This window comes from Oceanobacillus damuensis (assembly GCF_001618145.1).
Lineage (GTDB): Bacteria > Bacillota > Bacilli > Bacillales > Amphibacillaceae > Oceanobacillus > Oceanobacillus damuensis.
Genome location: NZ_LQNF01000013.1, coordinates 45,347 through 69,817, shown reverse-complemented (window position 1 = coordinate 69,817; position 24,471 = coordinate 45,347). Strand labels below are relative to the sequence as shown.

General features: G+C 37.0%; 21 protein-coding genes. 14 read left to right on the top strand and 7 right to left on the bottom strand.

The window, feature by feature from the left end:
- The first annotated feature begins 82 nt into the window (after positions 1–82).
- From A4245_RS10115 to A4245_RS10065, 11 genes are all read left to right on the top strand, one after another.
- On the top strand, positions 83–1,978 hold the full coding sequence (locus A4245_RS10115; RefSeq protein WP_067727615.1) for an alkaline phosphatase D family protein: 1,896 nt from the start codon (positions 83–85) through the stop codon (positions 1,976–1,978).
- Positions 1,979–2,650: 672 nt separating this feature from the next.
- On the top strand, positions 2,651–3,007 hold the full coding sequence (locus A4245_RS10110; RefSeq protein ID WP_067727614.1) for a transcriptional activator HxlR: 357 nt from the start codon (positions 2,651–2,653) through the stop codon (positions 3,005–3,007).
- Positions 3,008–3,628: 621 nt separating this feature from the next.
- Positions 3,629–4,210, top strand: a complete 582-nt coding sequence (locus A4245_RS10100; RefSeq protein WP_067727612.1) for a hypothetical protein — start codon at positions 3,629–3,631, stop codon at positions 4,208–4,210.
- Positions 4,211–4,433: 223 nt separating this feature from the next.
- A complete protein-coding gene (locus A4245_RS10095; RefSeq protein WP_067727611.1) occupies positions 4,434–5,237 on the top strand; it encodes a helix-turn-helix domain-containing protein in 804 nt (267 codons plus the stop codon).
- Between the two features lie 145 nt (positions 5,238–5,382).
- Positions 5,383–5,523, top strand: coding sequence for a GapA-binding peptide SR1P (locus A4245_RS19690; RefSeq protein ID WP_407668383.1), 141 nt, complete (start codon positions 5,383–5,385; stop codon positions 5,521–5,523).
- 529 nt (positions 5,524–6,052) lie between these two features.
- On the top strand, positions 6,053–6,415 hold the full coding sequence (locus tag A4245_RS10090; protein ID WP_067727610.1) for a cupin domain-containing protein: 363 nt from the start codon (positions 6,053–6,055) through the stop codon (positions 6,413–6,415).
- 466 nt (positions 6,416–6,881) lie between these two features.
- Positions 6,882–8,249 (top strand): ethanolamine permease, encoded by a 1,368-nt coding sequence (gene eat, locus A4245_RS10085; RefSeq protein WP_067727609.1) that lies wholly within the window; start codon positions 6,882–6,884, stop codon positions 8,247–8,249.
- Between the two features lie 543 nt (positions 8,250–8,792).
- Entirely contained in the window at positions 8,793–9,776 is a 984-nt protein-coding gene (locus A4245_RS10080; protein WP_067727608.1) for a heme-dependent oxidative N-demethylase family protein, read from the top strand.
- Between the two features lie 18 nt (positions 9,777–9,794).
- Complete coding sequence (locus tag A4245_RS10075) at positions 9,795–10,616, top strand: dimethylamine monooxygenase subunit DmmA family protein (protein WP_067727607.1); 822 nt, start codon at positions 9,795–9,797, stop codon at positions 10,614–10,616.
- A gap of 1 nt (position 10,617) precedes the next feature.
- Positions 10,618–11,580, top strand: a complete 963-nt coding sequence (locus tag A4245_RS10070; RefSeq protein WP_067727606.1) for a PDR/VanB family oxidoreductase — start codon at positions 10,618–10,620, stop codon at positions 11,578–11,580.
- A 376-nt stretch (positions 11,581–11,956) separates the two neighbouring features.
- A complete protein-coding gene (locus tag A4245_RS10065) occupies positions 11,957–13,558 on the top strand; it encodes a trimethylamine N-oxide permease (RefSeq protein ID WP_234402390.1) in 1,602 nt (533 codons plus the stop codon).
- A 316-nt stretch (positions 13,559–13,874) separates the two neighbouring features.
- On the opposite strand, the gene hxlB is transcribed toward A4245_RS10065, so the two are convergent.
- Together hxlB and hxlA (A4245_RS10055) are read right to left on the bottom strand one after the other, a co-directional pair.
- Positions 13,875–14,435: a 6-phospho-3-hexuloisomerase gene (gene hxlB, locus A4245_RS10060; RefSeq protein WP_067727604.1), complete on the bottom strand. Its 561-nt coding sequence runs from the start codon at positions 14,433–14,435 to the stop codon at positions 13,875–13,877.
- A gap of 17 nt (positions 14,436–14,452) precedes the next feature.
- Positions 14,453–15,094, bottom strand: coding sequence for a 3-hexulose-6-phosphate synthase (gene hxlA / locus A4245_RS10055; RefSeq protein ID WP_067727603.1), 642 nt, complete (start codon positions 15,092–15,094; stop codon positions 14,453–14,455).
- Between the two features lie 722 nt (positions 15,095–15,816).
- Here hxlA (A4245_RS10055) and hxlA (A4245_RS10050) point away from each other — a divergent pair.
- Positions 15,817–16,461: a 3-hexulose-6-phosphate synthase gene (hxlA, locus tag A4245_RS10050; RefSeq protein WP_067727602.1), complete on the top strand. Its 645-nt coding sequence runs from the start codon at positions 15,817–15,819 to the stop codon at positions 16,459–16,461.
- Between the two features lie 340 nt (positions 16,462–16,801).
- A complete protein-coding gene (gene rpe / locus A4245_RS10045) occupies positions 16,802–17,452 on the top strand; it encodes a ribulose-phosphate 3-epimerase (RefSeq protein WP_067727601.1) in 651 nt (216 codons plus the stop codon).
- Positions 17,453–18,030: 578 nt separating this feature from the next.
- Here rpe and A4245_RS10040 read toward each other — a convergent pair.
- The 5 genes from A4245_RS10040 to A4245_RS10020 form a co-directional block, all read right to left on the bottom strand.
- Entirely contained in the window at positions 18,031–19,203 is a 1,173-nt protein-coding gene (locus tag A4245_RS10040; protein WP_084268755.1) for an MFS transporter, read from the bottom strand.
- A gap of 235 nt (positions 19,204–19,438) precedes the next feature.
- Positions 19,439–20,206, bottom strand: a complete 768-nt coding sequence (locus tag A4245_RS10035; RefSeq protein WP_067727600.1) for a hypothetical protein — start codon at positions 20,204–20,206, stop codon at positions 19,439–19,441.
- An 818-nt stretch (positions 20,207–21,024) separates the two neighbouring features.
- The gene (locus tag A4245_RS10030; RefSeq protein ID WP_067727599.1) at positions 21,025–21,417 is read right to left on the bottom strand and encodes a cupin domain-containing protein; all 393 of its coding nucleotides are present in this window, start codon (positions 21,415–21,417) and stop codon (positions 21,025–21,027) included.
- A 141-nt stretch (positions 21,418–21,558) separates the two neighbouring features.
- On the bottom strand, positions 21,559–22,200 hold the full coding sequence (hxlA, locus tag A4245_RS10025; protein ID WP_067727598.1) for a 3-hexulose-6-phosphate synthase: 642 nt from the start codon (positions 22,198–22,200) through the stop codon (positions 21,559–21,561).
- Positions 22,201–22,368: 168 nt separating this feature from the next.
- Positions 22,369–22,725: a winged helix-turn-helix transcriptional regulator gene (locus A4245_RS10020; RefSeq protein WP_067727597.1), complete on the bottom strand. Its 357-nt coding sequence runs from the start codon at positions 22,723–22,725 to the stop codon at positions 22,369–22,371.
- Between the two features lie 189 nt (positions 22,726–22,914).
- On the opposite strand from A4245_RS10020, the gene zwf reads away from it, so the two are divergent.
- Positions 22,915–24,444, top strand: coding sequence for a glucose-6-phosphate dehydrogenase (gene zwf / locus A4245_RS10015; RefSeq protein WP_084268754.1), 1,530 nt, complete (start codon positions 22,915–22,917; stop codon positions 24,442–24,444).
- Positions 24,445–24,471: the final 27 nt, after the last annotated feature.

Here is a 24,471-nt window from a genome sequence, read left to right as displayed (position 1 = left end):
GTGGACATATGTGGCGTTTCCTGATTCATGTTTTTAAAGATATGACGGTATGTTTAATCATAAAAAGAAATGGAGTGTTTTTGTGAAGAACAGGAATAATGAAACAGCAAAATTATCACAGGGTCAATCAAGAAGGCTTTTCTTAAAATATTTTTTGGCGGGAACAGCTGTACTTGCTTTGGAAACGTCCGGTCTAAACCGACTTGCTTCCTTGACATCAAAGGTGCAAGCGGCACCTAAATTGGAAGCATATCCGGCAGCAGGAGAACCGGGCAAAGGATTTCCCCAGTCTATTGCTTCCGGTGACCCAACTGCGAGCGGGATGATGCTTTGGACGAGAGTTGATCCGGAGCTTGAAACAGGATTCTCCAATCCGGAAATAAGCAGTACAGTCATTTATTATATGGAACAGAACGGCAAAGAAAGTGACAAAAATCTCAGAGACGCAATCGATGGGGGGAAATTTGTCATGTTTGAGGTGAGCAGATCAGAAGACTTTTCAACGGTTGAATTGAGCGGGTTCTCTCCAATATGGAAGGACTATGATAACATTGTGCGGGTGGATCTGGACGGAACATTGGAGCCTGATCAGGTCTATTATTACCGCTTTATAACGAAGAGCGGTCTTGTCAGCAAAACTGGCAAGTCAAAAACATTGCCTGTACCCGGAAGCGATGTCCATTCAGCAACGATTGGCTACATATCTTGTCAGGATTATACGAATGGCTATTTTAACGCATTGGGCCATATGGCGGAAGAGGAGATGGATTTCTTCCTGCATTTGGGCGATTACATTTATGAAGCTGTAGGTGAGGAAGCTTACCAAGGTGGATTGGAGGATAGGTATATTGAGCTTCCGAGTGGAGGCAGCAAAGCTTTTACCATTGAGGATTACAGGACACTATACCAAACATACCGGACAGACAAGGATCTGCAGAAGCTTCATGAACGTCATGCCATTGTTGCGATATGGGATGATCATGAGTTTGCCAATGATACCTTCTATCCGGCTGTAGCTCCTGATGACAGTGAAGCTTCCGATCCGACTAGGAGGCTGTTCGCGAATCAGGTCTGGTTTGAGTATATGCCTGCAAGGGTTCCATATGATCCGGACAAATCTTTTGATGAATCGATTAAAATCTACCGGACGGTAACGGTTGGAAATCTGGTCTCCATCCTCCTCACAGATGAGCGTTTATATCGGGATTCCCACCCATGTGGCGAAGGACAGCTGGACCGTTATTTTACCAGTGGCTGTGAGGGTATCCAGCAGTCGTCACGTTCCATGCTAGGGAGACCGCAGAGAGATTGGTTCCTTAACGAATTAAAGCAGGCCGACAGCCTATGGAAGGTATGGGGCAATGAGGTGCAGGTCACAGAGTTGAAGCTGCTGCAACGATTCTTCAATCTTGATGCCTGGGATGGATATGCCTATGAAAGGGATGTGATCGCACAGACCGTCCTGAATAATAATATTGAAAATTTCATTGCCTTGACAGGGGATTTCCATACATTTGAAGCTTCTTATCTTCAATATGATTATAACCGTACCGGTGAAAAATATGGAGTCGAGCTGATGGTTGGTTCGGTGACCTCGAGCAATCTCAGGGAAACCATTCGCAATGCTATGCAGAATATCCCTGATACTTCCGGTCCGATCCCATCTGAAGCCGTATCGGAGCTGGTCAGTACACTCCACTCTAAGTTGGGGAGCTTAAGCACGATAACAGCGGAGCTCTTATTTAAAGAACTGCAGCAAATCATTAAATTGGAAAATCCGTGGATCGAGCTGTTTGACAGTACGACACATGGCTACTCCTTGCTTCAGTTGACAAAAACGAAGGCAGTTTGCACGGCATATTCTGTCGACCAGATTGAAACGGAAGATGCCTCCAAATCATTGTTGTGGCAATGTGAAATTCCGAATGGGGAGGTAAAATTAACGGTGACAGAGGATAATCGTCTGCTGAATATTTAAAAGAAGGCGGGGCTCTATCGTATGGTAGCGCCCTCTCCCGAGAGTGTGCTGTGCTCTACCGTTTGCCGGCGCGCTTTCCCGAGTGAGTGCTGTGCTCACCCGTTTGCCACGCGTCCTCTCCCGAGTGTAGTCAGTGCTATCCCGTTTGTCACGCACCCTCTCCCGAATGGAGGTGGTGCTCTACCTTTTTATCCTCTGATAGATTTCACATTTTCTCCTATGGTGGACACTTTTTTTGCTAAAATCACTTCATTAATACCCAATACCTCTTTTCTAACTTCCTTTTTATAATCCCCCAACTAAAGCCAGTAACATAAGAAATTGACAAACAGAATAATAGCTTTTGAAATGGCCGGGATTGTTTAGCTATTATTCTTATTATCGTTTTTATCTTTCTAATCTGGTGGATAAGCGCTCTCCGGATAGTCTGGTAAGGTATTATAGTTACTTAAATATTACTATATGATGAAAAAGTATGTACTTATAAAAACCAAACAGACATGTTAAACTATTCTAAATAGAGAGACAAAACAAAGAAAGGAGGTTCTGTGTTCCTTTCATATAAAGTTTTCATCGGAAGAAAGGTTTTTGGATTCTTGAAATCGCCTTCTTATTATAATTAAGCTGAGTGGTGGTTACTTGGGGAATTCGAACTGGAATGGAGGTGAATCAATGAGTCGCATTAATTTAAAAGCACTTAACTGTGAAAAAGAACTCACCCTTGCTATTATCGGTGGCAAATGGAAAATGCTTATTATGTGGCATCTAGGAAAAGAAGGAACGAAGCGATTTGGTGAACTGAAAGCATTAATCCCTGGAATTACGCAACGAATGCTCGTCAGTCAATTACGGGAACTGGAAGAAGATCTTATTGTTCACCGTGAGGTCTACCCTGTTGTTCCACCAAAGGTAGAGTATTCATTAACTAAAAAAGGAGATAGCTTGATGCCGATTCTTGAATCTATGTATGATTGGGGAAAAGACTATATGGAAAATGTTCTGAAAATCGAACTGACAAATTCTGAATGAGACATGGGGAAAGCTGTATAAATCAGGAGTGTAATAATTGTGCTTTCCCTGGATAACAAACTAATTTTTTCGTATAGATATCCTTTAATTAATAAATTCACAGCAACAATAATAGTTGCTGTGAACCTTTTATCTTTTGTGCTTAAAATGATGAAACATTTTTTCTCTATTGCTTACATTCCCGCAGATATCTATTTTAGTTTTCCTTTTATAAAAGAAAGAGTAATAGGGTATGGTGATGAATTTAATCACAATTAGTATATATTTATACACAATATGATTCTAAAGTGCGTACTTCATTTAAACTGGAACAGCAATTATAATATATATAAAAGAAACATTATCGTCCCCCGTACCAGTTTGGATCGAAAGTATAAATGCAGAAGTGCTAAAGAATTAAAATAATAATAGCCTCATCATACCGAAAGGCTAAAGATTCAATAGAAGTGTAATACCTGATTTGAAATCTAGCATAGAAAAAGAGGGGTTATTTGAAAGCGCTTACCCAGGAAGCGGCTTAACCTAAAGATGGACAAATTGCAAAATGGTAATGCAGAAGTATTATCAATATAGTTTGCCGGTTTATGAATGCCAAATAACTATCTTTTTAGGGGAGAGAATATGTTATTAATAATAGGCACTGTAATAATTTTGGTTTACACAATTATATGCTTGATTAAAGTTTATCGGAATAGAGAGCAATTAAAAAACATGACAGGAATGGCAATTGCAATGATATTAGGTATGGTTAGCAGTACAGCGATTGGCTTAATTTTGGGAATCATGTTTAAAGGTGATCTAACCGCTTCTACGATTACCGCAATGAATTTTGCCCTTATCGTCGGAATTTTAGTAGGGAAGCCAATTAGTCTGCTTGCCATGGGCGAAGGCGTTGCCGGCGGGGTAATGGGGGGAATGATGGGGGCGATGATAGGAGATATGATACCTTCAAACAGCTATTCTTTTATGTTGGTATATATCGTTATTTTTTCTATAGTAAGCTATTTGTTCATCATCCATCTGGTTGATACGAAAGCAGGTATTTCCAAGGAAAATAAGTTGCATCATCCCTGGACTGCTAAAGCAATAATTTCCGTTACTGTAATGTTTACGCTTGTCACGCTTGTTACTTTAGGTTACCTGGATACTGAAATAATCGGAGATGAAAATAAACTGGAGGCAGAAGAAAGACATCACCATTAATCGAATGGAAACTAACTATGATTAACAACCAACAGCAAATTTGATATATGTGTGCCGAACCATATAAGCTGCTTGTCTCTAAAGACATTCCCATCTTTTATAAAAATTCTTGGTTTGTCCGGTGTTGATTTTCCAATTGTTATTTTTATAAAACCTTGTTTGCCAAGGTTCATTAGGAAATTATTACCACAGAAATTGAGCCAATTACAAGGAGGGGATTTAATTGAAAACTTTTAATTTTTTTCCTGCCCAACCCGAAATTAACTACAAAATGGGTAATTATGTAGAAAAAAAACCGTTAGAAAAATCAATCACCCACAAAAGCGTCGCGTTGTTCTACCAATTTAAAACCAGAAAAGGAGAACTTAACTCTTTTTCACTTATTCCTGATGGATCTATTGATTTACTGTTTTGCTGCTCTGAAAAAAAGCCGTCCATATTCCTTTGGACCAGTCCAAATCAACGAAGCGAAAGCATAGATTTACAGGATGATTGTGAATATTTTGGTGTCAGATTTTATCCAGAGCAAAGATTTATAGAATTAAAATATTCGATGAGAGAGCTTTTGGGGAAAACCGTTTCTTTATCTGATGTAATGTCTATAGATCACTCTGTTTTGGAGCAAATATTCGCTGGAAAGTCTTTTGAAGAAAGGATGCATCTATTTGAGGAGTTCAGTAAGAGATACTATCCCAATATGAATCACCAGGATTTAATTGATTATTCGGTCAAAAAAATTTATTCCTGTAAGGGTAATATAAATGTTAAACAATTATCTATAGAAACAGGATATTCAGACCGATATTTACGTAAAAAGTTTGAGGAAACTATCGGGTTTACACCGAAACGCTTCAGTGAAATAGTCAGATTTCAAAATTCGTTAGCAACCATGATTTTCACCAAGAATAATTATAATCCGTTAGATGTGGCTTATGATAATGGATATCATGATCAGGCGCATTTTATTAAAGGCTTTAAAAAATTTGCTGATTTGACGCCTACTCAGTTTATGTATAACCTGCAGTAAATTATTTAAATTTCTATATAGGGATAATTTTGAGAACATTTACCTTATTGTTGTCTAATAAATTCCTGAAAGTCACAGTCAATTTAATTTGTAGAGATTATAAGCAAATTATGAAGAGGGAGAATTAACCGCTTTGCATACTACTATGAAGGAGTTGAAAGTAATGATGAGACAAATCGTTTGCCAGAAATGTGGTAAGGTTATAGATTATATCGAAAGTGAAAAGGTAGATGTACTTTACGGTAAATGTATGCAATGTCCTCCAGCAAAAAAGCATAATTGCTAATGAAAATAATAACTTCAAAATAGCGATTTATATACAAATATTAAATTTACTCATGTGCTTCTACTCAGAAAGAATTTGAGAGGAGCATTTTTTTTGCCACTTATTTAGGTGCAGGAAAGTAATTTGAATGATTGGTTCAGGAACGTATATACCATATTTATACACTGATAGATCCTTATTTCGTCTCTAGTTTATGCGTCAAAGAAAAAATCTTTAGTATGATTTTTTACACCATGTGATTTCAAAGTGCGTACTTCATTTCCTGAATAGTCTAAATTATAATAAAATACACAGTCATACTAGAAGTAATGACTAAATAAAGACTTCTAAAAAATTTACTGAAGTCCTTGATTACAGCATGCTGTAAGACAAGTAAGTTTTGAAGGCCCTGTTATTGCTTAGCTAGAATTTCTAGATAAGGGGGAAAAAAGAGAGGAAGGAGGGAAACTGGCGAGAAAAACTGTGATTTACAAAGGATATTTACACGGACGCCAGTTAAAATGAAAACTATTGTATTGGAGCGAAGAGGATGAGTGAGAAGACATTGTCAAAAATAAATTACAAGTATCTAAATCAGAATCCAGGTATACAGCTGATAAAAGCAGGCAGTTATGAAACAAAAAAACTTACAAATACAATACAATTTTTTAATGTGCCTGTAAGTTCAACTGAAATGGGTTACTTCGATACGCATAAGGAAGAGTTTAAGATCACATATGAGTTGTTGGAAATACAAACTGTTGCAAAAGGAAAGATTGCTGTACGAGATGATAAAGGCAGAAAGTTTGTGGCAGAAGAAGGCGATGCTTTAATTTTCACACCCACTACAACAGTCCTTTTTGATGCGGAAAGTGATGGAAGCGCTATCTATACAAGGCATCGTAAATCTTAATATGATTTAAAAGGCGTAATTGGAAAGAAATAGAGAAGGAAAACTGCATTATAATCACCTCAATGATTATCAGCAAGGCTATTATGAAGTGCAATCGGTAAGCTGCGGAAGATTTATCTGATCTTCAGTTTAGTTAGAAGGGAGGAATAACATAGTAGTTCTATAAATGACAAAATTGTGAGCAAACCTTTATAAGGTCGTTTTTCCATATTCACTTAATGAAGATTCCTGTTAATTAAAACCCAACAAAGAGCTGCTAACCCTTTCCACATTTATTTCTGATGGACCTATGGTTGCCATTGTTTGTTTCGAGTATAGGAAACTGAAACTATCCATATTCCTTTTTGATAAGTCCAAGAATGAAGTAACGACTAATTTTCTAAGAGGATGTTACGTATTGTTGTCAGACTTTTATCTGTACAAAGACTTATGAAATTAAAATATTTAATAAATAAGGGGGAAAATTTTGAGTAATAATATGGAATTAAAAAAGGTTTTAGGTCCTTTACAAATATGGGGCTTGGGTGTGGGAATCGTTATTTCGGGGTCATATTTTGGTTGGAACTACGGTCTGGCTGAATCAGGTTTAATTGGAATGTTGATTGCTACTGCGATAATAGGTCTTATGTATGTAACATTGTGCCTATCATTATCGGAGCTGACAACAGCAATGCCACATGCTGGAGGGGCATATGCTTTTACTAGAAGAGCAATGGGGCCATATGCTGGGTTTCTTACTGGTGTAGGTGTTACATTAGAATTTGCGGTAGGTACAGCGGTGTTCACAGCTGGGGCAGGTTATTACGTGAATTTCCTGATTCCTGCAATCGATCCTATTCTAGCTGCTGCAGTTTTATATGTGTTTTTCTTTATTGTTCATATCTTAGGTGTGAATGAATACGCAACAATCGAGATGATTCTTGTTACTATCTCTGTAGGTGTTGTATTACTTTTCTCTTTTTATGGGATGCCACATATTACCGCTGAAAAATTATTTGAAGGTGGACTCATCCCTGGTGGAATCTCCGGTATATGGGCTGCACTTCCTTATGCGATGTGGTTGTATATTTGTATGGAAATGCTGCCAATGCTTGCAGAAGAGTGCCGTGACCCCGTTAAGGACATGCCTAAAGGGATTATGAGAGCGATTTTTACACTTGTTATCCTTGCGTTCCTTGTGGTTACAGTTACCGTTGGCCTTGGTGGAGCAGCTGGAGCATCTGTAGAAGAAAACCCACTTTCCTATGCGATTGCCACTGGTGTCAATGAAAATTCATGGTTAATCAGTGTCCTCTCTGTAGTTGGTTTATTCGGAATGCTTGCAAGCTTAGCAGGGGCAATCTTGGCATATTCCAGACAAACCTTTGCATTGTCAAGAGCTGGGTATTTCCCTAAATTTCTGTCTAAGCTAAATGAGAAGCGCCGCACACCATATATGGCAATCCTTGTTCCGGGAGCAATTGGTTTCGTGTTTGTTCTAATGTTCAATCCGGATCGATTAATTTTAATCGCTACATTTGGAGCGTTAGTGTCTTACATTATGATGAACATATCACTAATGGTTTTAAGGAAAAAAGAACCAAATCTGAATCGCCCGTATAAAGCACCATTTTACCCAGTTGTGCCTATCGTCTGTATTATCATTAGCATAATTGCTTTATTCTCCAGTATTTTTAAGGATCCTGTCTTTTTCGTAATTAACATCGGTATTTTCGCCGTAGCAAGTATTTATTACTTCACATGGGCAAGGTACCGCATCAACCAAGATGCTCCAGAAGAAAAATTTGCTGCACTTAATGAGGAGGAAGAAGAAGTAAAAAGAATTCCTTCATAATAACTCTAGTTAAATAAATATAGATTCAACTATAGATATATTACATTCATGAACAATAGAAACTTCATGGTGTCAACGAGGTGAATTTGCGTATGTTAATGTTTTTTAACATACTATATGAATTAAAAGTGCGTACTTTTTTCACATCCTAATCTGATTTATAATAAAGTATGCGATTCAAAGGATGTACGGAAAGGAGCGAGGAAAGGTGATCTAATGATTCCCTGGAAAACTACTATAAAATGCGAAGGCAGAATTGCAGTCAGAATAATATTGAAAGCGTAGTCATGTGAGAATCCTATTTGTCAGGCCAGGAAGATCAAAGGATTTATTGAAAAAATTACCTCTAAGTTCATAACTACTATAATGTATGAATGATGCAAAAGTTAATGAAAGCGCTATCTAAGTAACCGCCAATCAATCTGAATATGCAATACAATAAGTAATTGGAAAGAGAAATTACGTTCCGATTTATTATGAAGCTTGGTCAGTTGTAAGAGTTTATTTCTGAATATTCAGTACCTTAAAAGGAGGAATAACATAATGGTTACACAGAGTGCAAAAATTATGAGCAAACCTTTATTAGAACGTTTTCCGTTCCCATTTACTACAGATTCCTATAGATATTCTAATAATTCCAGGAAACTTGATCCCCCGTATGTACTTGACATTACTCCAGAATATTTCGAGGAAATTAAACTAAAACGAGAACTATTAGAGAGCAGAAAAGAACAGACTTTCCAATCTTTCCCACATTCTATTGAAGCTCAGTGGGAAATACTGGAAATGATTATGCACGAGATGGTATCCATCCACCCAAACTATTTTAGTCTAAAGAAAGAAAGAAACTACTGGGTATTTCGAAACCATCTACTAGGAGAAGAAGAAACCTTTACTTTTGGTGATCTTTCCAGCTTGCCTTATGAACCATTAGACTTTATTGGCCGGCATGTTCAAGAAGATTTAGTTTATCTGGGACAAAGAGACGGAAAGCTATATATGGACGCTGGACAGCTATGTTTCCCGGCTGATTGGTCAATTGCATTTGATTTAGGGATGGAATTTTTAGAAATACACAATCCTGTTCCACATGCCTTTTCTGGCAGTGGTTTAGTTGAGAAGGTTCGCGATTTCATTTTAAGAATTGAAGCTGAGCAGCCTTGGACCAGATATAATTGGACGTTAACAATTGAGCCGATTCTTGATACTGCACCAGAGACATTTGGAGAATGGGGACCGAAAAAAGGAAATGTCACCGCTGATAACGCTGGTCAATTAGTTAATTTAAGAGTAGAGGATCAGAGGTTATTTCGTCTACCACGCAGTAATGGTATTTTGTTTAGTATTCACACACATCTGATTACTCTTGAAGAGTTGATTAAGAATAAGCAATGGAAATATCAATTCTATAATATTATGGATGACATACCAAATGATATAGCGGAATATAAAGGTTTTATTTCATATAAAGATGAAATACTGGAATACTTGAAACAGAGGATAGAAGGCTCTTCTTCAATAAAATAAAAGAAGGGAAGAAAGGAAATGCATCCAATTAATTGTAAGCTTCTCAGCAAATTAAAGACATTTGAACAAGGTCATATTGCAGAAGTCGAATTGACCAAGGGCTCTATCCCAAACATGATTGCTTATGCAGATCAAATAGTGTGCAATGAAACTACTATTCAACTTCCTGTCTATTTGATTAAAACAAATGAAGAAGGAATATGTCGTCTCTTTATCAACACTTCAATCAACAACGGAGAATACCTTTCAATATCTGAAGGTGATTTTTTTGAAATTAATATTTCCGAATATTCACATTTTAAAATCCCTGAACGATGCAAGAAAATGTTGCTGTTAATGGAAGAAGCGGCCCTGTTTGACAATCTAGTGATTATTGACTTTCTATCTTTCAATGGGGTTGAAGCCAATGTTTATGTCAAAGCAGGGGAACAAGGAGAATTATTGGGTTATCTTCAGCACTACCATAACATTAACTTAATAACTTCTTTAGACAATTTTAAGCTGCAAACTATTTTCAATAACCAAGTAATTGGTACAAGACTTTATATTTCTGGATCCTGGTCGATGATTAATTTCGTTAAAAACGTAGCTTATAATTCAGGTTTTACAGATGATGAAATTCAATATAATGGGTTAGGACAGAAAAAGGAAAAAATTATGTGTGTAAAGTGCTACGCTTTTAATACAAATCAAACAGGCGATGAAATAGAAGAAATGATTTGTGAACACTGCAATACGAAGTTAGAGGTTTCTAGTCATTATTCAAGAAGGCTTGGCGCATATCTTGGTTATGTGAAAGCTGAAGAAGCAGTAATTGGTGTGGAAAGGAGGAAAAAATAAGATGTCTGGAAATACCATCGATGTTGTTGTAGAAGAGATTAGGTGTGAATCTCCACAGGTTAAAAGTTTTAAACTAAAGCCCATTGATACTTCAAGGCTGCTGCGCTGTGGCGGAGGATCTCATGTTAAAACATATGTACAAATCGATCAGAATATTTATGAAAATAATTATTCCTTAATAAATGACCCAGACCAATCAGATTACTACCAAATTGCTATCCGCCGAAATGATGAATCAAAAGGTGGCTCGATATGCTGGCATGATCGTATAAAAGAAGGAGACCAGCTGAAAATCAGTTATCCAAAAAATCACTTTGCACTTAGTTTCAGCGCCAAACACCATATCTTAATTGCAGCAGGTATCGGAATAACGCCTTTTATCGCCATGGCAGCAGATTTGAGAAAGAAAGGAAAATCATTTGAATTGCATTATGCTGCACGTTCAAAGGAATTATGTGCTTTTTATTCCTTTCTGAATTCGGTTTATCCAGATGAAACTAAATTTTACTTTTCAGAGGAAGGCAATAGGATGACGACCGATTTAATGAAAAATCAGCCGATCGGAACCCATGTATATTTCTGTGGCCCTGAAAGAATGATAAACGAATATTCAGAGTCAGCGAAATCATATGGGTACCCTGATACAAATATTCATTTTGAACTTTTTGTCCCACCAGACTTTGGTCCAATGGAACCTTTCCAAGTTAAATTAAATAGAAGCAATAAAGTATTAGAAGTGCCAGAAGGAGAAACCTTGCTCGATACTTTATTGAATCATGGTATCGATGCTCCGTATTCTTGCAAAATCGGAGGATGCGGTAGTTGTCAAGTAGACGTACTGGATGGGGAAGTTGATCACAGGGATTTCTTCCTTACAGATAAGGAGAAACAAGAAAAAAGTGTCATTTGCACGTGTATATCACGAGCAAAAACAAAGAATGGCAGCATTGTCTTAGACTTGTAGTTTATAAAGTAAAAAACGTTGAAATCCACCCTTCCAGTGAGGAAATTTGTGAACAGTTATTGCTAAATAAATGATAAGCATCCATCCCAAACTGTCGTTGAAAATAACCGGAGTATAGCATATACAAGCAAAACGATAAGCAACTAAATCTTAGAGAATTCCTATTTTAAAAAACTGATAAATAGGCTGAAAGCGCATGGATAATTGCGTAAGGACAATTATCCATGCGCTTTCTTACAGCTCATTTGCGGAATGCAGTCCTTTCGCAAAACAAGTGTTGTAATAGATTTAGTTGGCACCTTAGATATATTCTTTCATATCTGTGAAAGGTAAATCAATTCTTTATTGTTTAAATACCAAGGAGGTCTTGATGCTTGTGAGTGAACTATTAAAAGAATCATTGCCGGAAGAAGAAATCCCGAAAGATGAGGAAGCATCCCAAGGATTAAAAAAAGAAATGACATGGAAGGATGCTTTTTGGTTTGCGAGCGGGGTACCAGCATTAGTTTTATTTTCAATTGGGGCTATTGCAGCCACTGTGGGAGGTCTATCGTGGCTGGTTTGGACACTATCCATCACAATTGGGTTCATTCAGTCTTTTTTATACGCTGAAATTGCTGGTTTATATCCTAATAAGTCTGGTGGAGCATCTGTATATGGCGCTATGGCATGGGTGAAATATTCGAAGTTTTTATCTGCAATGTCCATATGGAGCAATTGGATAGCTTGGACTCCAGTATTGGCATTAGGAACTAAACTGGCTTCAGGTTTCGTCTTGACGACATTTTTTCCAACTGCAGCTATTACTACTTGGGGTATTACACTGCTGGAATTAGGTTTTATACGCCCAGGTCTTACCGTACGTTTCGACTTTAGCTTCGTGCTTGCACTTACTTTTCTTGCAGCGGTGTTTTTAATCCAAAATTTGGGTGCCGTAAATGCTGCGCGTATTCAAAGAATACTTGCTGTCGTGGCTCTTATCCCACTGCTTATTGTAGGGATCGTACCACTGATTACCCAAGGAATTAGTATAGAAAACATAACCCCTAGTCTTCCAACTGGAGTCTCTTGGGATTCAGCAGGATGGACGTTACTGTTCGGTGGATTATTTTTAGCTGCTTGGTCTACGTATGCTTTTGAAACCGCTATCTGTTATACTAGTGAATTTAAAAATCCTAAAAAGGACACCTATAAAGCGATCATATTTTCAGGGCTTTTATGTTTACTAGTGTTCACACTTGTTCCATTTTCCTTTCAAAACTTTTTCGGACCGGAAGGCTTACTGGATCCCGGCATTGAAAGTGGAATGGGTGTAGGTTCAGCAATGGCCGTGATGGTAGGCGGAGGCCTTCTGATAGAAACGGTTCTTGTTCTGTTGCTGATTCTCTCTACCGTATTATCCATCATGACTTCTATGGGCGGGTCGTCTCGTACAATATACCAAGGATCTGTAGATGGATGGTTTCCAAAGTTCATCTCCCGTGTAAATCGTAATGGGGCTCCCACTGGAGCTATGTGGACAAATTTAGGATTTAATGTTATTTTGCTTTCTTTGTCAGACTATACATTTATCCTAGCTATTTCAAATGTGAATTATATTATATTTAACTTTTTCAATTTGAATGCTGGATGGATTCACAGGCTCGATCGTCCAAACTGGGCGCGACCATTTAAAGTACCGACATGGCTTTTGTCAATTAACATAGTATTAGCCTTTGTCAATATTGCTTTCTTAGGTTTGGGTGCACTGGTTTGGGGAAAAGGCACACTCCTATCGGGCTTGTTAGTTTCCCTGATCGCTATTCCTTTGTTTGTGTACAGACACTACATTACTGACAAAGGGCAATTTCCTGAACAAACGCAAAACGAACAGGATGAAAAAGGATTTAAGAAGAGAGCAGGTATTTTACCATATGTTGCGGTTGCTGCAGCAATCGTAATTATCATCATTACCAGTCAAATATCAAACGTGTCATAATAAAAATTTATTGAAATGAGCCCAATTTTTAGCAAATATTGCTAAATTGGGCTTTTTCAATAAATTTCTTTTCAAGTATGCAAGTCTTATTTTAACGTAACTATAAAGCATGGGGGGAGAAAATCATACTTTAATTGTTTTATTCTGCACATCTATTAAAATTTCGCTTAAAGCTAAATTACATTTTTTACAATAACATAATTGATTATCTTTACTTTGCAGTGAACAACATTTTGGACAATATGCCCATATTTTCATCAGTTTCATTCACCTTCTATATAATACTTATAATAGAAAAAATGGGATTGAAAAGTTTCTACTCCAGATTCGCATGTTTTCCAAACATAGTTTCCGAATCCAGTTCGTTTCTATCCATCATTCTTAATATTAAAGCATCGTAGAATAAAAGGAGACTTTGTTCGAACAGCGACCCCATTGGCTGTATTGTTTTATGTTGGCTATCATTACCAGCCTCTTTAGGTTTGGCCGGTATTTTAACAGAAAGGTCGCTTAAATTTCCGATCGGAGAATCAGGTGATATTGTAACAAGTGCAACTCTTGCACCAATGCTTTTAGCCTTTTCTGCCATTGATACTAAACTCTTAGTTCCACCTGATCCAGATGAAATAATTAATATGTCATCCTTATCCAATCCCGGTGTAACGGTTTCACCTACTACATATGCGTTTATACCCATGTGCATCATGCGCATTGCAAAAGACTTAGCCATCAATCCTGAACGACCAGCTCCAGCTACAAAAACCTTTTTCGATTCAAGGATATTATTGATCAGGTTTTGCGCTTCTGATTCAGATATTAAACTAGATGTGTTATTTAACTCTTTTATAATTTCGTTTAAAAATTCCTTTGTTTCCATAATTGAACGTTCCCTCCTTAAGCAAGAGCTGCTTCTTTAATTAAACTTTGAATTTCGGCAGCTGCAGCTTTTTTATCTTCCTGGTTAGCAATACCGCCACCAACAATAACAAGATCAGGCTGTGACTTCAACACTTCTGGCAACGTTTCCAACTTGATTCCACCAGCGATAGCAGTTTTTGCGTTCTTTACAACCTTTTTAATCGTCTCAAGGTCTTTAAATGAGTTCTTGCCTTCTGCCTGCAAGTCATAACCAGTGTGTACACAGATGTAGTCTACACCAAGTGCATCAAGTTCTTTAGCTCTTTTCTTAATATCCTTTACTGCGATCAGATCAACAAGAATTTTCTTGCCTTGCTTTCTCGCTTCTTCGACAGCACCTTTGATAGATGCATCTTCAGCAACCCCAAGAATAGTGACGATATCGGCACCTGCCTCAGATGCTTTTAAGACTTCGTACCCTGCAGCATCCATTGTTTTTAAATCTGCAAGCACTTGTAAATGGGGGAAGGCTTCTTTGATTTCTTTTACCGCTTTTAACCCCTCAATTTTGACGACCGGTGTACCAATTTCGACGATGTCGATATGATCCTGTACCTCCTCTACTATTTTCTTTGCTTCCGGGATATTAACTAAATCCAATGCCAATTGTAATTCCATGAACATGCCACTCCCTTAGTAAAATTAATAGATTTGATTTGGTGCTTACTTCGATTATATGTTAGAACATTCAGTATTAAAAGTACGCACTTTAAATTCATATAGTGTATCAAATTATACTGTAGGATTAACCAGTGATCAGAACGGGTACTCTATAAAATAATACAGTTATCCATTTCTCGGGATATTTACAATAGAACAGAGACTGTAGTCAAAAGCAGGATGTGGCATTGAGTAGTTGCGTTTGTGCAATCTTGACAAAGAGGGAACAAGGTGAGGATTATTCAACTCCCGTTAGCAAATCGTAGAATGTGATTTACTTAAAACTTTGACTTAATCGGAGTTGAAAGACATAAAGGAAAGGGTCAGCAGGTATTGTTGAGAAAAGGTATAGTAGTGCTAATCTATATTTAAAAGAGTATAGCAAGGAATTATTCAAATGATAGAAGAAGGAAAATATCCTTACTCAGTTATATAAATCCGCAATGAGTTGGATAAGGAGTCTGAGAGAAAGGGACACAAATACATTAGATACGTCAATGACTGTTACAAAATATATTTAAATGTGCTGTTACTTTTTTCTAAACCATTCTTTGTAACAGTATATTTTTATACACTATATGTATTTAAAGTGCGTACTTTTATTATTGAATGTTCCAACATATAATTGACGTAGGCACAAAACAGTATCAAATAAACTTACTAAAAGGAGTGGAGCGTTGATGGAATTACAATTAGCATTAGACTTAGTCAATATCCCAGAAGCGAAAGAAATAGTTGCAGAGGTACAGGAACATATCGATATCGTCGAAATTGGTACACCGGTTGTCAAGATTGAGGGATTAAGAGCAGTAAAAGAAATTAAAGAAGCCTTCCCTCATTTACAAGTACTAGCAGACACAAAGACAATGGATGCAGCAGGCTACGAGGTATTGAAGGCATCTGAGGCAGGCGCTGATATCGTCACTATTCTTGGGGTTGCTGAAGATGCATCCATTAAGGGTGCTGTCGAAGAAGCGAAAAAGCAAGGTAAGAAAATTCTTGTTGACCTGATTGCGGTAAAGGATATTAAAACAAGAGCAAAAGAATTAGATGCTTTTGGCGTAGACTATATCTGTGTACACACTGGATATGACTTGCAGGCAGAAGGCAAAAACTCATTTAAAGATCTGGAAATAATAAAAAGTGTTGTAAAAAATGCCAAAACCGCTATCGCTGGTGGAATCAAACTGGAAACGTTGCCGGAAGTATTAAAGTCACAGCCTGATCTTGTTATTGTTGGCGGCGGTATTGCTAACAAAGACGATAAAAAAGGTGCAGCTGCTGCAATTCAAAATTTAATTAAAGAAGCAACAGTTGCAAAATAGAAACACTCTATATTAGTTAACAAGCTGATTTGGCAAGTAAAAAAGTATATACTTTCTTACTTGCATAAGTGCAACGAAGGCATACGCCGAAAAGGCTTGGTGCATGCCAAGTTTTCTAAGGATGAAAGATAAAAATACGTTGTAAATCATTCACATACGATTTTATAACTGCTGAACAGAGAATAAATAACTAAAAGTAGTCCTTTTATAAAGTACATTTTATACTTTATAAGGTCTACTTAGTTATTATTCAGAAGTAACTAGTTAGTGATAGATAAAATGCTTAGCGTAAGTACATGTAACGTCTTGCGCTTAGAACAGAGCGAAAGGAATGGATAGCATGATTAAAATTGCACCCTCAATTCTATCAGCGAACTTTGCTCGCTTAGAAGAGGAAATAAAAGATGTTGAACAAGGTGGAGCTGACTATATTCATATTGATGTTATGGACGGTCATTTTGTACCAAACATAACAATTGGTCCATTAATTGTTGAAGCTGTTAAACCTATTACAAATATACCATTAGATGTACATTTAATGATAGAGAATCCCGATCAATACATTGAAACATTTGCGAAAGCAGGTGCTGATATCTTATCTGTCCATGTTGAGGCTTGCACCCATCTTCATAGGACCGTTCAACAAATAAAATCTGAGGGCATGAAAGCTGGAGTTGTACTGAATCCTCATACACCTATCTCAATGATAAAGCATGTAATAGATGACGTTGATCTTGTCCTGCTTATGACAGTTAATCCAGGTTTTGGGGGGCAATCTTTTATTCATTCTGTCCTACCAAAAATAAAAGAAGTTGCTGACCTTGTACAAGAGAGAAATCTGCAGGTTGAAATTGAAGTAGATGGCGGAGTAAATCCTGAAACAGCAGTACTTTGTGTCGAAGCAGGGGCTAATGTTCTTGTTGCAGGATCAGCCATATATAACCAAGAAGATCGTAACAAAGCAATCCAAGATATTCGAAATAAACAATAATCTATACTTCTAAACTATGAGCAGCCATTATAAGAATCCTTTCTGTTGTATTTTGTGGTAATCTAACTCTAGCAGAAGTGGGTTCTTTGTTCATTTATCTGGTGAAGCCGCAATTTGAACAAGTATTCATACTATATAATAGAGTTTTTATGAATAATGCAGGTATAACTAGCATAAGATATTTAAACTAGAGGTTCTGGATATTTGAGGGTTACCTTGATTATATCAAACTAAATTATAAAATATCTCTTTTGGTAAAAAAAGAGTGGTTTAACTAAACCACAGAAGATGAAGCTACTTACATTTATGATTTTTGTGTTAGCAAACTGGATTATTATAAAACTTACTCAGTGTAACTGAATTTTAATAACTAGATGATATTTTGATAAGTATGCTGTATGAATTAAATGGGTTCACAAAATTGAATATGGGTTCAGACATCCCCCCACCGGGTGATCTGGGAAGGGATGTCCGAACAAAATTAATCTGAAGCTCTTGCTAGTGTATTATATAGGGTAATATCTTATTAAAACCACTGGTACATCGCTGAATGTCACCAGGATTTCCTATATAAATTTTTAAAGCGCTTCCGGTTGGTCTTCCGTCACTTCAATCGGTTTAACCAGCTTTTTAGGTTTGAAAATTAGCGATGCCAAAGTAAGTAAGCCAAATATGACAAACATGGTTTCATAACTTTGAGCTTCAGCAATCATTCCACCTAATGCTGCCCCGATTAATTGTCCTACGGTTAATAGTAAATAGGATATGCCAACCCCGATGGAAGGGTCTTCTTTAAAAATATGGATTCCCCAAAGGATTAGAATACCACATACAAATATATACGAGCTTCCAAAGGCCATTGCTGATAAGACAATAGGGATGGCGCTTGAAAATAGTCCAAGTAATAAAGAGGCTGCTCCTATAACAATGACACCTAACCAATAGGAGGGAGTTAACCCGATTTTAGTACTTATCCTCCCAGCGAAGCCCCCAAATATCCCTGCTAATCCAATAATGACCCAAAACCCTTGAACGATAACTTCGGGAACTCCTGCCATTCCGCTTACCAAATCCCTTGAAAAAGTCCAATAACCAGCCATTGCAACACCTAATAGTGTAGAAGCTAGGATTAAGGGAGTTGCTTCCAAGAGCTCACTTTTCTTCACACGGATTTTTTGAGCTTTATTTACGTTGGTATTCTTTTCCTTAGGAATGTATTTATAATTAAGCATCAGTACAATAGCAGCTAAGACTGTAAATAAAATATACGTCATTCTCCAATCGCTGACCAAGAAGATAACAACGATCCCTGTTATTGCTGTTCCCAAACTTGTACCTGAATTTACCCATGTATTGGTTTGAGATTGCTTATTCTCTTCGATCCATTTTTTTACGCCATCTGCATATGGAGGGGAGGCAAATCCCGAACTTAGGCCGGCAATAAATAAACCGATGGCAAGGGTAATACCACTATTGGCCATAGATATAATGGCCATTCCCACAACAGCAGTTCCACCTGCTATTAAGATTATCATACGTGGTCCCACTTTTTGCATATAGATCATCGCCAGGATAATCGCGAAAATGTAGGATAAGTAAGCAGACGACGCGATTAGTCCTGCCATAGCCTGACTGATATCCAAAGACTCACGCAAATAAGGAAGCACTAAACCATAACTAAACCTGGCCAAACCGTATGTTACGGCAATCATAGGAAGACCAATAAAGATAAGTGTGTTCGATTTCATCATAAAAAACCCTCCGTTTCTATAGACAATTGCTGCATCAGTTATCGTCTACTATCTGATTGAACTAGTATTGGTATAATGAAGGCACCGCTATTTTAGGTTTGCTTACCTAAAAAGCAGTAGCGTTGCCTTCATTTATTTAGAGTTTTGTAGATTGTTGTTATAAAAATTAAACGTTGGTAATGATTCTGGAAATAAGATGCCAGGATTTACCCAGCAGAACTCTAAAGACTTTATCCTACCAATGTTCAACTAAAAACTTTTTATCATTTTGCAATACTTCCAAATAGCTAGCTGTTTTGCTTCCAATTTTGGTAAACTTGGTCAGCTTATGAATAGCTTCACTTGGTGCAATTCTGCGATAGGTCTCGACGACACGGTTATCGACAGTGATTTTCTCACGGTTAATTTTTAATTGCTCTCTTAATTCTTCATTTATCTCATCGGACATATTCATTGTTGCAATTATGTTTTCCTCTGAAGATGCACAACCCTTGATTGTAATGTCTCCCTGATCTACTCTTCCAGAAGGGTCATACGCTAAAGCGCTGACAATTCGGCTTTTGGCACTGCTGATTGTTTCTCTTAAAAATACCGGTACGGTTGGTTCAATATCTTCAACGACTAAGCGTGTGATTCCACGGTCATTAATACTCGCCAATATTTCTTCTGGATCATCTTCTTCAACAATGACATCCTTGTGTGGTGGCCAAACATCCATCATTGTATGATTCATATGGCGTTTTCCGACATGAAAGACGAAGTACTCAGGATATATCCGTAATTTCCCTGGTTCGTCTCCCAGTTCTGGACGATAAAAATCATAGAAGCGGGTCAATGCTGACATAATTAAGTTTCCTGCACCCATGCTGCCTCCAGGTGTACGTGTAACGACACCGATACGATCGCTGGGTTTAAAACCAGGAAAAATATCCTCTATGTCTGCCTTTTGACCATCCACTTCGAATTCATAATCCTTATAGCTCATAGAATGTACTGTATGCATATACAAAAACTCCCTTTTCATTTAATTTTTAGTGCAATGGTTGTGACCAGATGAATCGGCTCCAACACTAATATGTTATTTAAGAGAATGTAATCCCTTTCAAACAATCCGAATAAACAATCAGATATTTACAGAATTCTTACCTAACCCTTTGATATAATAAGTGGAATCTAGCAAGTAGCTGATAAACTGACAAAGGTTCAAATTTGGTTGTAAACCAAGAAATTTAAGTTTTATCTAACTTTAAAATATTCAAAAATTTATGACCGTAATTAACCCTGCAATCTAATTTCCTCTGTTATCTTGAAGTAAGAGGAATTAATAAACTGACTGTTATTGTTAGTTTTATGGTCTACATGGCCTGTACAGATCAATTGCATACCAGACTATCCACTCATTAAATCACAATATTCAGAATATAGCAGGTGTAAATAGACATCTATGGGTGTATATTACATCAATAGATGTTTACTATTTGACTTGGTTGTCCTCCACTTTATTATCCTTTGTGTTCGCTTACATAAGAAGATCCTCAAATTATATTTAGAATATATGAGTTGCGAGTAAACATTTTATAGAATATATAAGCCCTCCCTATAAAATGTTTACCCGTAAGTCAATTTGTTCTGTACTGTAATTTTTTACAATACAGAAACATCAGGTGTGCGATGTGCTGTGTACATGACTTGTCCTTTACTGAAATGCTGCTGTTTTAGTCTACGAATGTTGTGAAAAGTGTGGGTAAACATTTTTAAGGGATATAAGCCCTTTATAAAATGTTTACCCATGTAATTCAATTTGTTCTCAACAGCTTATCTTTACAACATAGAATCTTCTGGTACACGGTGTGCAGAATAGATGGCTTTACCATCACTTTCTGCATCAAAAACAACATTTGTAGTTGGTGTGAAAATAAATACGTCTCCTACTTCAGCTACATATTTTTCCCCTTGATCGTCACGCACAACAATTTTTCCTTCGATAACTGTTTTAATTTCCAAAAACTCATAAGTGAATTCAAATTCTTCACCCGGTTGCATATTAAAATAACCAAGTTGGATTTGATTCTCATTTGAACTGACAGGAACATCAATAATCTGACTCTTATTTGTTAATGGTTTTGGCTGATACGTACCATTTTTTATTAGTTGTACACCTGGCTTTGTGCTTAAATAATTATATTTTTTTGTTGCTGCTGTATTTTCACTCATTTTCTTCACTCCTATAGTTTAATTTATACATCGTTTATTTTATACAACGCTTACATGCAAAACATTTTAACTAATATTTCTTATAGTAATATTCAGATAATTTTTTGTGCAAATTGCTCTTTTTAAATAAATTGCAGGAAATTAAGCTAGTGCAGCTTGTTTCATTAAGTTCTGTATTTTGGAAGCTGCATCCTTTTTGTCTTCTTGATTGGCAATACCGCCGCCAACGATGACAAGATCAGGCTGTGACTTCAATACTTCTGGCAACGTTTCTAACTTAATCCCGCCAGCGATAGCAGTTTTTGCGTTTTTCACGACACCTTTAATCGCTTCAAGGTCTTTAAATGAGTTTTTACCCTCTGCCTGCAAGTCATAACCAGTGTGGACACAGATATAATCTACACCAAGTGCATCCAGTTCTTTAGCTCTTTTCTTAATGTCTTTTACTGCAATCAGATCAACCAGGATTTTTTTCCCTTGTTTTTTCGCTTCTTCTACAGCACCTTTGATAGATGCATCTTCGGCTACCCCAAGAATAGTGATGATATCGGCGCCAGCTTCAGATGCCTTCAAAACTTCATAACCTGCAGCATCCATTGTTTTTAAATCTGCCAATACTTGTAAATGAGGAAAGGCATCTTTGATTTCTTTTACTGCTTTTAATCCTTCGATTTTGACAACCGGTGTACCAATTTCCACGATGTCAATATGATCCTGTACCTCCTCTACTATTTTTTTTGCTTCTGGAATATTAACTAAATCCAAAGCTAATTGTAATTCCATGAACGCTCCACTCCTTTAGTAAATTTAATAGATTTGTTTTGGTGCTTATTCAGATTATATGATAGAACATTCTGGAATAAAAGTACGCACTTTAAATTCATATAGTGTATAAAAATATACTGTTACGTAAAACTCATGATAGATGAATAGATTTTTACATATATTAGATTAGTCAATTAAAACAGAATCTGCATTCATTACATTTTCTATATAATCATTACCCCATTCATACATAGCTTCGAGAATCGGCATCAGGCTTTCTCCCTTTTCAGTCAATGAATACTCTACCTTTGGCGGAACAACCGGGTAGACTTCACGGTGAATAATAAGATCTTCCTCCAGTTCCCTTAACTGACTAACGAGCATTCGTTGCGTAATTCCGGGGATTAAAGCTTTGAGTTCACCAAATCGCTTCGTTCCTTCTTTTCCAAGGTGCCACATAATAAGCATTTTCCATTTGCCACCGATAATGGCAAGTGTAAGTTCTTTTCCACAATTAAACGTCTTATTGCTTAGTTCTCTCAATGTAATCTCCCCTTTTCGTTATTTTAATAGTGGTAAAAATAACACTATTTTAAAAACGGTGTTATTTTTTATACTATATAACAAAAAAGTGCGTACTTACAAGTATGAGTTCTTAAGATTATAATTAGAGAAAGAATAATTTAACAAGTCACACAATTAAACCCATAACTATAAAAAGGAGGAGTTTAGATGGACGGTATAGCTGTCAAACGTAATATTGACCTGGAAGATAACAGCATAAGTAACGTGAAGTCATTAGAATTAGATTCTGCAACGATGGTCTTATTTGGGGCAACAGGTGATTTAGCTAAAAGGAAAGTATTCCCAGCACTTTATAATCTATTCCTAGATGGAAAAATCCCTGATTCATTTTCTGTTATAGGTCTGGGCAGAAGAGATTGGTCGAATGAATCCTTCCAAACCCATATAAAGGAATCACTAACTACCTTTTCCAGACGTCTGCCAGCGGATCATTCAAGGATGGAAGAATTCATTCAAGCATTTCAATACAGTACTTTAGATGTAAACAATGATAAGGAATATATTAAATTATTAGAGCTTATTCAACGAAATGAAGAGGAATTAAATATCCCGGAAAATCGTTTGTTTTATTTATCTGTTGCACCACAACTTTTCGATGCCATTACTATGAACATCAAAAAAAGCGGGCTAAGCTCTACAAAAGGCTGGAAGCGTCTAATTATCGAAAAACCGTTTGGGGAAGACTTGAAAACAGCCCAGCAGCTAAACAAGAAACTAAGTATAGCCTTTGATGAAGACGAAATTTACCGTATAGACCACTACCTCGGCAAATCTATGGTACAAAACCTCGAAGCTCTTAAATTTGCTAATCCTGTTATCAAAACATTATGGACGAATGAACATATTGCCAATGTACAAATTACTGCAAGTGAAACAGTTGGCATAGAAAACAGGGCGGATTTTTATGAAAAGTCTGGTGCAATTCGCGATATGGTTCAAAATCATATGCTGCAAATGTTGATGATGACAGCTGTATATTTGCCCAAAAACGATAGTATAAAAAATATCCGCAAACAGAAAAGCAAGATTATGGAGTCTCTTCAGCCAATACAGAAAGAAGGATTACACTCGGATGTCATACGAGGCCAGTATCGTGCAGGAGAAGTACTGGGAAAACCTGTTGTGGGATATACGGAAGAACAAGGAGTCAGTGAAACCTCAAAAACAGATACATTTATCGCTGCACGTATTCGGTTAGAAGATCCTTTCTGGAGTGGCGTTCCATTCTATATCCGTACAGGCAAAAGAATGAAAGAGAAGTCTACCCGTATTGTAATTGAATTCAAAAACCCATTTGAAGATGTCTGCAATACCCAAAATAAGAATTTACCACCGAATATCCTGATCATTGAAATAAGTCCGAATGAAGGGGTTTTCTTTCGACTGAATAGCAGGAATCCATTAAAAGATGGTGAGATTGAGCCGATTACAGTAGAATTTTCCAAAAGTCAAAAAGATATTCCGGAGGCCTATGAGCTATTATTATTTGATGCCTTGCAGGGAGATCAGACTTTCTTTGCTCATTGGAGAGAACTCGAATTATCCTGGGAATGGATTCAACCGATTTTGGAAGCGTTTAAGGAAGATAATCTGCCATTGCACATGTATCCATCAGGCTCCATGGGTCCAGAGGCTGCTAATCAATTATTGAAAGACGATGGATTTAAATGGTGGTAGATTAAGTTCTTCATTAAAACTGGACCG